This window comes from Aureisphaera galaxeae (assembly GCF_028561275.1).
Taxonomy (GTDB): Bacteria; Bacteroidota; Bacteroidia; order Flavobacteriales; family Flavobacteriaceae; genus Aureisphaera; species Aureisphaera galaxeae.
This window is the reverse complement of record NZ_JAQQTF010000002.1, coordinates 1,063,395-1,076,998: the sequence shown is the minus strand read 5'-3', so window position 1 is coordinate 1,076,998 and position 13,604 is coordinate 1,063,395. Positions and strand designations below refer to the sequence as shown.

8 protein-coding genes are annotated in these 13,604 nt (G+C 42.9%); 6 read left to right on the top strand and 2 right to left on the bottom strand.

Annotated features, from left to right (window positions below):
* Positions 1–86 precede the first annotated feature (86 nt).
* The 3 genes from POV27_RS04610 to POV27_RS04600 all read left to right on the top strand — a co-directional run bounded on the left by POV27_RS04610 (position 87) and on the right by POV27_RS04600 (position 4,725).
* Positions 87–941: a GLPGLI family protein gene (locus POV27_RS04610; RefSeq protein ID WP_272861551.1), complete on the top strand. Its 855-nt coding sequence runs from the start codon at positions 87–89 to the stop codon at positions 939–941.
* Positions 942–1,023: 82 nt separating this feature from the next.
* Entirely contained in the window at positions 1,024–1,914 is an 891-nt protein-coding gene (locus POV27_RS04605) for a GLPGLI family protein (protein WP_272861550.1), read from the top strand.
* An 87-nt stretch (positions 1,915–2,001) separates the two neighbouring features.
* Positions 2,002–4,725: a TonB-dependent receptor gene (locus tag POV27_RS04600; RefSeq protein WP_272861549.1), complete on the top strand. Its 2,724-nt coding sequence runs from the start codon at positions 2,002–2,004 to the stop codon at positions 4,723–4,725.
* A 3-nt stretch (positions 4,726–4,728) separates the two neighbouring features.
* On the opposite strand, the gene POV27_RS04595 is transcribed toward POV27_RS04600, so the two are convergent.
* The gene (locus POV27_RS04595) at positions 4,729–5,589 is read right to left on the bottom strand and encodes a hypothetical protein (RefSeq protein WP_272861548.1); all 861 of its coding nucleotides are present in this window, start codon (positions 5,587–5,589) and stop codon (positions 4,729–4,731) included.
* A 1-nt stretch (position 5,590) separates the two neighbouring features.
* Complete coding sequence (locus POV27_RS04590; RefSeq protein ID WP_272861547.1) at positions 5,591–6,286, bottom strand: Ig-like domain-containing protein; 696 nt, start codon at positions 6,284–6,286, stop codon at positions 5,591–5,593.
* A gap of 247 nt (positions 6,287–6,533) precedes the next feature.
* Here POV27_RS04590 and POV27_RS04585 point away from each other — a divergent pair, with 247 nt between their 5' ends.
* The 3 genes from POV27_RS04585 to POV27_RS04575 all read left to right on the top strand — a co-directional run bounded on the left by POV27_RS04585 (position 6,534) and on the right by POV27_RS04575 (position 13,492).
* On the top strand, positions 6,534–6,986 hold the full coding sequence (locus tag POV27_RS04585; RefSeq protein ID WP_272861546.1) for a hypothetical protein: 453 nt from the start codon (positions 6,534–6,536) through the stop codon (positions 6,984–6,986).
* A gap of 3 nt (positions 6,987–6,989) precedes the next feature.
* Positions 6,990–7,238: a hypothetical protein gene (locus POV27_RS04580; protein ID WP_272861545.1), complete on the top strand. Its 249-nt coding sequence runs from the start codon at positions 6,990–6,992 to the stop codon at positions 7,236–7,238.
* A 224-nt stretch (positions 7,239–7,462) separates the two neighbouring features.
* A complete protein-coding gene (locus tag POV27_RS04575; RefSeq protein WP_272861544.1) occupies positions 7,463–13,492 on the top strand; it encodes an HYR domain-containing protein in 6,030 nt (2,009 codons plus the stop codon).
* The last annotated feature ends 112 nt before the right edge of the window (positions 13,493–13,604 follow it).

Sequence of the window (13,604 nt, the reverse complement as noted above, 5' to 3'; positions counted from 1 at the left end):
AACGGTTAACACTCGTTAACACTGGTTAACTCATAAAAACACTACTCCTTTGCATCTTTGTCATGTAAAATTTTAAAACCTAGATTATGATATCACTTGTAAGAATAGTATTGTGTTTCGCCTTTTTAGTACCTGCAGGGGTATGGGCGCAGGACATAAAAGGAATAGCTACCTATAAAAGCCAAAGAAAGGTAGATGTAGAATTGGACAGCACTCAAATGGACGATGCCATGCAAAAGCAATTAATGGCCATGTTGAAGAAGCAGTTCGAAAAGGAATTTACCTTAGAATTTACCAACGACGAATCTGTATATAAGGAAGTGCCAAAACTGGAAGAACCCGGAATGGGAGGTAATGCTTGGGTTCAGGTTGAAGTGGTTGGCTCTGGAGGAGAAGGGGTTTTGTACAAGAACTTGGCAGAAAACCGCTATGCGAATCAGACCGAATCGTTCTCCAAATTGTTTCTAATTAAAGATGCCATAGAAGACAGGGAATGGAAACTGGAAAAGGAAACCAAAAACATTGGTCAGTACACTTGCTTTAAGGCCACCACTACCTATGACAGAACGGTGATGCGCATGGTGAATTCCAACGAAAATGGAGATAAGGATAGCAAAGAAGAGGAGAGCACAGAAACTGTAACACTCACGGCTTGGTACACCCCGCAAATTCCTGTAAAGAATGGCCCAGAAAATTATGATGGACTTCCAGGACTTATTCTAGAAATTGGGGATGGCGACCTTACCATTTTATGTAGCAAGGTAGTTTTGAATCCTGAAAAGGGATTGGATATTAAGGAGCCCAGCCAGGGGAAAAAGGTATCGCGCGAGGAATACCGTGAGATCATGGATAAGAAGATGAAGGAAATGAACGAGCGCTATCAAAGCGATAATCGCAAGGGGAACCATGGTAATGAGGTGGAAATAAGAATTGGAGGATAATTTTAACCCGATTAAACCTTTTCAGATTTCTGTAGTCTAAGGATATTGTAATAACTTTACAAGTATTCCAAAAATCAAGACTATGAAATCATCCTTGTACCTCATAATTCTATTACTTTTTTCATCGATTTCCATTGCCCAGAATATAAGCGGGAAGGCGTATTACGAATCGAAAACCACTGTCGACATGAGCAATTGGGGTGGAGGCCGCATGAGCGAAGATCAAAAGCGTCAAATTGCCGAACGTATGAAGAGCATGCTCGAGAAGACCTACATTCTTACTTTTAGTGGAAATGAATCCATGTATAAGGAAGAAGAGAAGTTGGAGGCAGGCGCAGGAAGTGGCGGTTTTGGAAGGATGATGAGCAGTTTTACTGCCGGTAAGCAATACAAGAATATTGAAAAGAATCAGATTTTAGAAGAGCGCGAGTTTTTTGGAAAGCAGTTCCTGATCAATGATACCATCACCAATTTACAATGGCAGGTGGGCAAGGAATCGAAAATGATAGGACAATACCTTGCCATAAGGGCTACGGCAATTAAGCAGGTAGACCCCAACGATTTCAGTATGGCACGCCGAAGAAGAAACCGGGATCGCGATGCCGAAAAGAAAGAAGGGACGGAAGAGGTGAAAGATAGTACAGAGGTGCGGGATCCGATGGATGAAATAGAAGTGCCAAAGGAAGTATTGGTTACAGCTTGGTTTACGCCACAGATTCCTGTAAAGAACGGACCTGGGGAATACGGCGGATTGCCAGGGCTAATTTTGGAAATGAATATCGACAGAACTACCATTCTGTGTTCTAAAATAGTCTTGAATCCAGAGGAAACAGAAGAAATCAAGGAACCCACAAAAGGGAAAGAAGTTACCCGAAAAGAGTACAATGCCATAGTAAAAGAAAAAACCGAAGAAATGCGCCAAAACTGGAGAGGTGGAGGAAGAAGAGGTGGCGGCCGTCGATTCGGTGGATAATTCACATAGCTTATAACAACCATATAAAAACTCCCAATTTTTTTTGGGAGCGGGATAGAATTGTTGTTAAACGAATAAAAAAGAAGAATGAAGAACCTATTACTTTGCCTGTTTTTATTGACGGTTACAGGGCTTTCGGCCCAAACCATCAAAGTGCGAGGGGTCATAAAGGATTCCATCGGAAATCCGTTGGAATTGGCCAATGTAATTGCCACCAAAGCCGAATCTGGAGATATTGAATCCTATGCCATTACCAATAGTGATGGTCAGTACCGTTTGGATTTGGGAAAGGGTGATACTTATATTTTAAAAGCGAGTTTTTTGGGATACGATAATGCCGAAGCGACCATTACAGTGCCAGAGGATGCCGAAGATATGACTCGAGATTTCACCTTGAGGCAATCGGCAGCACAATTGGAAGGAGTGGAAATCGTGTATGAAATGCCAGTGACCGTAAAAGGAGATACCATAGTATACAATGCCGATTCCTTCAATCGGGGAGATGAAAAGAAATTGGGTGATGTCATGAAAAATCTTCCTGGGGTTGAGGTGAATGATGAGGGCGAGATTGAAGTAGAAGGAAAACCGGTACAAAAGGTCATGGTCGAGGGAAAGGATTTCTTCGATGGCGATTCGAAGTTGGCAACCAAGAATATCCCAGCGGATGCTGTGGATAAGGTTGAGGTGTTACGTAATTACAATGAGGTGGACCAGATGCGTGGTTTAGGCAATGACCAAGACAATGTAGCCATTAACATCAAACTGAAAGAAGGAAAGAAAAGGTTCTGGTTTGGTGAAATTACTGCCGGAGGAGGATTGGATGATGAGTCGGAAGCACGGTATTTGGTACATCCCAAATTGTTCTACTACAGTCCGGATTATAGCATTAATATCATTACCGACTTCAACGATATAGGAGAAGTGCCCTTTACATGGCGGGATTATTTCAACTTTACGGGAGGCTTCCGAAATTTTCGTGGAGGCGGAACCAGTTTTAATGTAAGCGATAGTGGTTTGGGCTTTGCCATTGCCCAAAATAATCGAGCCAATGCGATAGAATCGAACTTTTTGGCAGGAAACTTCAGTTGGCGTGCCAGCCCTAAATGGGATGTAAGTGGTTTTGCCATTTTAAGCGACAACAAAACCAATATTGTGACCAATGCCATTCGACAGTACATTTCCACCGGAACGATAGAGAATACGACAGACGATACCGATCAGCGCAATCAGTTGGGAATGTTGAAATTGAGCAGTGTATTTAAACCCAATTCCAATTTTCAGCTGGACTACGACGCATTGATCAAAGTATCCAAACAAACGGAGGAGTCCAATACCCTTTCCCAATTTGGAAATGCAGTAAACGATATCGATGAGGCCATGGAAAACAAACCGGCTTCCATTAGTCAGAATGTGAACGCCTACTACACCTTAGACGAGAAAAACATATTTGCGGGATATGCCCAGCACATGTGGCAAGACGAGGATCCTTTTTACAATGTAGTGCAGGATTCTATTCCTTTCAGAAATATCTTGCCTTTGGATATTCCCCAAAATCGCTACGATCTTAATCAGGAGCGCAATGTAAAGACGCATCAGTTGGATACCAAGATCGATTATTATCATGTGCTCAACAATACGAGCAATATCAATATCAGCTTGGGGAGTACTTTTAGCAATCAGAAATTCAATTCGAACATTTTCCAGTTGTTGGGCAATGGCAATCAGTTGGATTTAAACGAAACCCAAGAAGTAGATGGAGAAACGGAACCTTTGGTAAATGATGTGAATTTCAACTTTCGGGATCTTTACCTAGGATTCCATTATAAATTGAAGACCGGAAAATTCACTTTGACACCTGGAGCAACCTTGCATAATTACAATATTAGCAACGAGCAATTAGGAGTGAAAACCACGCAAAACGATTGGCGCGTACTACCGGATTTCAATGCGATCTTCGATATCAAGAAGAGTGAAAGTCTTCGGTTCAACTACGCCATGACGGCTGAGTATACAGACGTCAACAATTTTGCTGAAGCCTATATCTTCAACAATTACAACAGCTTGTTCCGTGGAAATCGCAATTTGGAAAATTCCCTCTCGCATAGCTATAACCTAACGTATTTCAGTTTCAATATGTTCAATTATACGAATGTGAATGCGAATATTAGTTATACCAAGCGAATCGAAGGGATTAAGAGCAATGGTAGTATCGATAGGATCAACCAAGCTACTACCGTTCAGAATATTGATAGTAACTTCCCCGACGAGACCTTTTCGGCCTTCGGACGTTTCAGTAAGCGGGTCAAGCGGCTTCAGTTCACAGGAAATGTGAATGTGAACTATAGTACTTCGTATAACATTTTCAATAATCTGGTTCAGAAAAGTGAGAGCTTCACCCAGAATTATCGAGGTTCTTTGAGAAGTACCTTTAGGGAATGGCCCAATTTTGAAGTGGGATACGGCTTTACGGTGAACAATTATGACAATGGTGGTTTAGAGCAAACTTTCTACACCCATCGTCCCTTTGCCAATGTGGACATTAGTTTCTTAAAGCACTTTTACCTGAATGCCGAATGGGACTTCTACAACTATACCGATAAGGCCGATACGATTGAAAATGAGTACTCCTTTTTAAATGCGAAGCTGTTCTATCAGAAAGGGGAGAGCCCTTGGGAACTTTCGGTACAGGCCACCAATATCTTGAATGTTGAATTTACCAATAGCGATAGTTTTAATGATCAATTCAATACCACCAATCAATACTTCGTATTGCCGCGTATTGTTATGTTAGTGGTAAAATACAATCTGTAAGCGCTATTTAATATCCAGAAAAACACCTGCTGTAAAGGAAGGATTGGCAGCAATGATCCTTCCGCTTACAGCGGAGTCGAAGCCTACCGAAACCCCAATGTTATCGGTAAAAAGGTAACTGGCTTCAACTCCTAAGCTGAAAAACTCAATATTATTGGCAAAAATGCTTCCCTGCGGGCTATTTCGGGCAGATAGATTTCCATTCTGAAGGGATTCGGAAATATTCGCTTTTCCCAAAATCCAGAATTTTTTATTGAAGAGATTTATTCCCGATTCCACCCCAAACCGAAGCTCATCTGAAAAGCCTTCCGTTCTATTGTTGAATCCGAAGTATCCTTTGGCATAAAAGGGAAGGTCTCCGATCGTGGTTGAATATCCAAGTAGGGCAGAAAGGTACTGATTAAACTCTCCATCTCCTGTTTGAAAACTGCCATCACTTCCTCCACTGTTTTCGCCTGTAGGCAATCCTAGTAATAGCCTGGCGGAAGCGGACCATTTGTTTTTTTGGAAGAAACGATAATTTACTCCCAAATCGATATCACCTATGGAATTGATAGCTTCTCCTTCCTGAATGGTATTTCCCGTGGTCTCTGAAAGAATGTTGTTCTGAGCGGCCCTTGCATAAAAAGGGATATATCCAACAAGGTCCAATGATTCGGAAACACCGTATTCCCCATAAAAGCTTAGATTGAATTGGGTACGGGTTACATTAGGGTCTATGCGTCCTGTGTCTGTATAATGCTGATCGCTTTGCAAGTACCAAGCCGATAATTTATAAAACCCATTCCCTTTTCCCTTGGACCATTGGCCCATGGCATGAAAAGATGTAAGGATGAGTAGCGATGCTATAAATAGTTTTTTCATCTTAGTTTTCAATTTCTCCGTGACCTACTTTTACTGCAAAGGGTTCGCACCAATACAATAGGTACTGGTAATCGTTTATGCCTATATTTTCTATAAGGTAGCTATGTTCCCCTTCGAACACACTCACCGGACCAATCTCTAAGGCCACATCTACAGAGTTCGGATTGTTGGATAAGTACAAGTATAGTCCCGGCAGGTTGTCTGAAGCCACATAATTTTCGGCGATCTGAAGGTCCAAATTGGGCGAATCTTCAATTTCCGATAGTGTAAAATCTCCTGTGAGGGTATAGGAGCTTGTCGTGACAATAACGCCCGACTTTACGATAGGACCATCATTATTGGCTTCTTCGGTAATGACATCTATGGTTATTTCTTCCGTAACCAAGGTTCCATCCTCCAAGGATGTGGATACCGTAATGGTAGCAGCTCCTACTTCCAAGGCAGTAATGACCCCTTCATTATCAATGCTCAAGACGGTAGGGTCGCTGGACTCCCATGAAAAAGTGACTTCTGTACTTTCTCCAATAAAGTTGAAGAAGGTAGCCATGAGTTCGTAGGTATTGTTTATCTGGATTTCCCGGATAAGATTGTTAATTACAATACGCTCTTCTACGCGATCGTTCAGAAAATCGTTTCCAATACAGCCCGAAATGATGACCGGAAACATAAAAAGGATGATGAGTCGAGACGGTTTCATAATCTGCTGGGTTTACGCCTACCTCTGTCGTAAGCGAACCGTAATTTTTACAGATACAATGAAATAATTGATCGGTTTTTTTGTGAAGGTGTGCTGTTTTTGAGCTATTTACCCTATTCTTTTTTGGTGAAATTTCCGCTGGTAAAACTAGGGTTTTGCCTTTGTTCTTCGAAGTGGGGAGCACTAATATTGTGGCAGGTTAGCTAGGTTGTAATAATTGTCAAGTTTAATTTAAAAATCAAAAATCATGGCAGAGACTTCAACCATCGAGAGTATTATTGAAATCATCAATAGTCTTCTCAAGCTTTTGGATGAGAAAAAATCCAAAGATCAGCGTAACCAGGAGAAAGACCAGGTTCATGGCAAAATCATGGACATTACGAGTACACTTCTGGAAATGAACAAGAACAATGCGAAATTACCACCCGATGAACAGGAGGTGAAGCGCATTGAAGAGGCCCAGAAAAACTGGGAAAAGTTCAAAGAGCACTTCAAAAAGTTTGTGGAATACCACAATCAAGATGAAGATACAAAAGCCAGACACGAACTTTCGCAAGCGAAGGTGTATCTAGAGCTGCTCAAAGAAATTCTGAATAAGATAGACTTTGAGAAAAAGCACAAGGTTCGCAATCTGGAGGATGCCAAGAAGAAAGCAGGGAAGGAGGAGCCAAAAACAAGTAGAACCTCCAACAAGAAATAGGTCATGGCAGCCGAATTAAAAGAAAGGCGATTGGAGCTACTCAGGGGAATGCTTACCAATGAAACCTTTTTAAAAAGTGTAAAGGAAAACCCGAAACGGATTTCCGATGCTCTGGGGTTTTGCGATACCGGAGGTGAAATTACCAAGATGGTAGCAAAACTACTTGAGCTTTTTAAGAACAACGAATCCTTATTGGATGATATCTTGAAAATTGTGAGCGGTGTACTTGCTGCTCAGGTAAACAAGAAATAATTGGGTTTAATAAGAGGAAAAGGGAGCAAATCGCTCCCTTTTTTTATGTCCAAATGTTAAAATTTTATGATTATTAGGTTGTTTTCAGGGCATTGAGATTCTTAAGGCGTTCACAGTCAAATATGTAGGAATTTACTGAGAGCCCTAACACTTTTTGCCACTTTTTAAATAGGGAGTAAAGGGATATATTCGCGCGAAATTTACAAGTAACTGATCCTTAAATTATGAGAAAAATTACCTTACTGATATTGGCAATGATTTTGTCGATACCCGTATTAAACGCGCAGTGCGGCCCTGGTCAAAATATTGATCAAAATTTCGTCAATGCGGCCCTTACAGCTTCAACAAGAGAAGAAGGAAATAGCTTTATTGCTCCCTGTAATGGATTTATTGAATCCGTCACCATCCGAGTAAACAATGTAACGCCTGGAACAGCGACAATGACTGTTCATGCCGGCGATACCGGTGTTAATCCTCTTGGTTCAACAACCTTTGCAATCACAGGTGCTGGCGATGTTACTGCAACATTCGCTACACCAATTCCGGTGAGCGCTGGAAGCACATATACATATATGGCAGATCCAGGAACTGCATTTTACAGACTTTCATTGGGGACAGGTGAACCCTACCCCGACGGAGAAAATCTGTGGAATAATGGGGGGACGTTTTTTTCCAGCACGAGTGCGACTTCAGACTTTCGCTTTCTAATCGCTTTTGTAGACCAAGTGGATCCAGTAGCAGTTTGTAGCGACTTTACTGCTCAATTGGATATCTTAGGGAATGTGACCATCACAGGAGCTGATGTTGATGGAGGATCCACAGACGATAGTGGTTCTGTTACCTTAAGCGTAAGCCCAAATACTTTCGACTGTTCCGACATAGGAGCGAATACGGTAACCCTAACGGCTACAGATGCGGCTGGAAATACAGATACATGTACGGCTACCGTAACTGTTCGCGATACTGTAGCACCTACGATTACCTGTCAGGACCTTTCTGTGCAATTAGACGCTTCGGGTAGTGTAAATATCCCTGCAACTATTCTCAATGCAGGTGCGTTTGATAACTGTATGATTGATACTATTGCTTTTGTTGAATCAACAGGCACAGCTTTTGCCGAGGTTGATGAAAACCAAAACCTAACGATTACTGCTCCTGCCGGAGCTGTAATCACTTCGGTCGATTTTGCCAGTTATGGTACACCAAACGGCTCAAATGGATCTTATACAATTGGAGGTTGTCATGCTACAAATTCAGTTGCCATAGTGGAAGATATTGCTCTTGGGAATAATACGTTTACCATACCAGCAACCAATGCCGTTTTCGGAGACCCTTGCTTTGGAACCTTTAAGCGTTTGTATGTAACAGTAGGATATAGCGTATTGGCTTCAAATATGGCTTATACATGTTCCGATATTGGAGCTAATACAGTAACACTTATGGCCTTAGACGTTAATGGAAGAAGCACAACTTGTACGCCTACCATAACGCTAGAGGATAATACAGCACCCAATGCGGTATGCCAGAATATCACGGTACAACTAGATGCTTCTGGAAGCGCTTCTATTACTGCCGCCGATGTAGACGGTGGATCTACCGACAATTGCGGAATTGCCTCTATGAGCGTATCTCCCGATACCTTCAACTGTGCACAGGAAGGAGCTACCATTCCTGTAACGCTTACCGTAACCGATGTGAACGGAAATACATCTACTTGTACCGCAAACGTAACTGTAGACGATATCATTCCTCCAACGGCAGTATGCCAAGATATTACCATTCAATTAGATGCTTCAGGAAATGCTAGTATTGTTCCTGCCGATGTGGACGGAGGCTCAACCGACAACTGTGGCTTTGCTCCACTTTTGGACGTAACTCCAAACACGTTCGATTGTACCAATATTGGGCCTAATACCGTAACCCTAAGAGTAGGGGATGGTAATGGAAACCAAAGTACTTGTACCGCTATTGTGACAGTACAGGACACTATGGCTCCTGTCTTTAATACTCCAGGAGGAGATGGTTCCCTAGCCAATCCATTTTTAACCTTGCTGCCATCGATAACGGGATCCGTACCCAGCGGAACCTATTATTTCAATTTCAACGGAAGTACTTTCCAAGGAGAATTGGATAATGACAATGCAGGAGGTGGATGGTTAATGATTCTTAACTATGTACACCAAGCAGGAGATAACTCTGCACTAGTAGTTAGAAATACAGACCTTCCTCTTATGGGAGCCTCTGTTTTGGGTACCAGCGAAGCTGGCTCAACTACTTGGGGACACTTCGGGAATGCTTTGGCAGCCGATATCGATTTTGAAGAATTGCGTTTCTACGGTCAAACGTCCCGTGATCCTAACGATATTATCGACTTCACCACAGGTTATACAAATGCCATCAGCTACGTGAAGACAGGATCGGGATCCTTTAACGGAATTAACAATGCTGCGAACTATACCCTATTAGGAAGTCATACAGCAAGTATCCCACAAAATGCACCGAATGAGTTTGCCAACCAAGGAAATTTTGCCTTGACCAATTTCCCATTCTGGAGAGGCGGACAAGCGCACTGGGGAATCCGTGGATTAGGTAACCGCTGGGAAGTGGATGACTTTGGAGTAAATAACTTCAGCACCATACACCGTGTATGGGTGCGTGGAGATCTTTCGCCAGATCCATCCATACCATTTACTGAGATTACTGTGCAGTTAGATGCTTCGGGAAGTGTTACCGTGGCTCCTGCCGATTTCAACATTACAGCTACCGATAACTGTAGTACTCCTACCTATACTATTAGCCAATCCACCTTTGATTGTTCAAACATTGGAGCCAATACCATTCAATATACGGCTACCGATGCCCAAGGAAACGCAGTTAGTATGGATGTAATTGTGAATGTAGAGGACACTATCGCGCCAACACTTAGCTGTCCAGCAGATGTGGTGGTAAGTAATGATCCAGGAGCATGTGAAGCTAATGTAACGGTTCCTGCGCCTGCACTAACAGATAATTGCTTTGCCGGGACCTCGCTTAATTTCGATGGTTCCAATGACCAAATGATTGTAGCTAATGGTTTAGGAGGTGTTGATATGACCGAAATGACGGTCGAGGCTTGGATCAATCCAGAAAACATAAGCAACTGGGACACCATTTTAAATTATGATAGTTGGGCTACGGGATACCTGCATTTCCAAATCTATCCTAGCGGAGGATTGGGTTGGTCTGTAAATGGAAACTCTCCAACCGATCAGGTAGTAACCGTGAACTTCAATACCAACCAATGGTATCATATTGCCGTATCTTATTCCAGCACCGCTGGTACTGTAGATTTCTATGTGGATGGAAACTTGGTTTCTTCCAGAACATATTCAAATGCGGGGATTGTAAGAGGTGATCGTCCATACACTATTGGTTCATGGAACAATAGTCGTCGTTTCGACGGAAGTATGGATGAAATTCGAGTTTGGAATACAGCTAGAACTCAGGCTGAAATTCAGGCATCAATGAATGCACAATTATCAGGTTCTGAAACTGGATTGCTTGCCCTATATAATTTTGAAGAAGGTACTCCATGTGCTGACAATTCTGGAGTGACTACCATTACCGATCGAGCTGGTGGAGACAACAATGGAACGTTGTCGAATTTTGATCTAAGTGGAGCGGGAGGTTGTCAGTCTAACTTTAATGATTCAATATTACAGTCGGTGACACTTACCAATGATTTTAATGGAACCGATGATGCTTCAGGGGTATATCCTATAGGAACTACGACAGTAACCTGGACGGCAACTGATGGTTCTGGAAATGTATCTACCTGTACTATGGATGTAACCGTGAATGATACGGAACTTCCTGTAGCCGTTTGTAATGATATTACGGTACAATTGGATGCTTCTGGAATGGCAACTGTGGCTGTCAGCGATCTTGATGGTGGAAGCTCAGACAATTGTGGTTTCACAGTGTCATTAGGTGCATCCGATGATATTTCACAGCCTACTTTCAACACAAACAATAACAGTCCTGGACATGGACAGTCGTTTACTGCTACTGCCGATGGATTTGTAGAGACGATTCGTTTCATGGTGAATGGAAATAGCACTGGTAGAAATATCCATTTCTATAACAGTGGAACTGGAAGTGGAACAGTAGATAGCGTGGCTACTCCTGCGTACACAGAAAGTGGAGTTGCGTTTGTAGATAGTAATGGCGGTACTGTTTGGACTGAAGTTACCTTAACCACTCCTTTCCCTGTAGTGGCTGGAAATCAGTATAGCTTCATCTTCGAAGGATTTACTGATATCTATTATGCTTGGACGAATCAGTATCCAGGAGGAGAATTTATCTGGAGGTACGATATTGCTTCCGGTTGTTGTGCCTGGGGTGATATTATCTTTGAAATCGACATGGACGAGTCCATTACTTTCGATTGTAGTAATGTAGGGCCTAACCCTGTGACGCTTACAGTAACCGATGACAGCGGAAACGTATCCACCTGTACTTCTATCGTAACGGTAGAAGACAGCATTGCACCTACAGTTGTTTGTCAGAACATCGATGTGATCTTGGATGTTGCCGGAATGGCAACGATTGTTGCTGCCGATGTAGATGGAGGATCTGATGATATTTGTGGCATTGCAGACTTGAGTATCGATATAGATACCTTCGATTGTAGCAACATTGGGCCAAACGATGTAACCCTAACCGTGACCGATAACAACGGAAACGTCTCTACCTGTATCGCAGTGGTGACTGTAATTGACGATGAGGCTCCTGTGATTTCATGTCCAACAGATGTGGTAACCGATACCGATGCGGGACTTTGTTCTGCCATTGTGGTCTTCTCGGACGCGTTAGCGAGCGATAACTGTAATGTAACTGTTGCCCAAACGGCTGGATTGCCTTCAGGAAGTGCCTTCCCTGTCGGGGTAAGCACGGTAGAGTTTACAGCAACCGATGATAGTGGAAATGCTACTGTTTGTTCTTTCACCATTACTGTTGAAGACAACGAAGCGCCAATAGCGGTTTGTCAAGACATTACCATTCAATTAGATGCTACTGGAAATGCTGCCATCGTAGCAGCAGATATAGATGCAGGTTCTAACGATGCTTGTGGTGTAGATACCTTGGCCATCGATATGGATACCTTCGACTGTAGCCATGTAGGGGATAATACAGTAACCTTGACCGTGACCGATGTAAACGGAAATACATCTACTTGTACCGCAACGGTAACTGTAGAAGATGTAACCGCTCCAGAGGTGTTCTGCCAGGACATCACCATCCAGTTGGATGACAACGGAATGGCGACTATCTCCGCGACCGATATCGACAACGGTTCTACCGATGCCTGTGGTATCGATACCTATGAGGTGGACATCGATACCTTCGATTGTTCTATGATCGGGGACAACACCGTTACCTTAACAGTGACCGATGTAAATGGAAATAGCACCAGCTGTACGGCGATCGTAACCGTAGAAGACCTTATAGACCCCGTAGTGGCCTGTATGGACATTACGGTAGAATTGGACGAGAACGGAATGGCCGTTATCACCCCTGAGGATGTCGCAACGATTTCAGATAACTGTGGGGTACTTACCACGGCGATCGATATCTTCGAGTTCAGTTGTGATGATATAGGAACTCCGGTAACGGTACAGATATTTGCCAACGATGCAAGTGGAAACCTTTCTAGTTGTACTGCGGTAGTAACGGTAGTGGATACCCTTGCTCCAGTAATCACCTGTCCAGCGGACCAAACGGTAGACCCAGGACCGGGTATGCTATTCTATGAGGTGCCCGATTACTTTGCAACGGGAGAGGCCACGGCAATCGATAACTGTACCGATCCTGTGACGATTACGTCTCAAGATCCAGCTGCAGGCACATTATTGCCCGATGGTGTATATACCATTACATTGACGGCTGAGGACGAGTACGGAAACGTATCTACTTGTGAATTCGAATTGACGGTAGAAAGTGTACTTGGAATCAATGATAGTGGCATCGACCTTTCGACCATCGTCATGTACCCGAACCCAGCAACCGAATTGGTTTACTTAAGCAACCCAAGACAGATCGCACTGGAAAGTGCTGCGATCTATGACCTAACGGGAAGACTGGTACAAACCATCGACCTAAGGGATATGGGTGCCGAGAAGGCCATCGATATTTCACTGTTGTCTACAGCTACCTATGCTGTAGTGATTTCTGGTGAAAACGGACAAATAATTAAACAGTTGATGAAGGAATAAACATCAATAATGTAATAACAAAACCCTCCGAAGTCTTTGACGAAGGAGGGTTTTTTATTTTATACTTTCAGAATCCCCCACTATTTCGTTCTTTTGCGACACAAGCCTATTA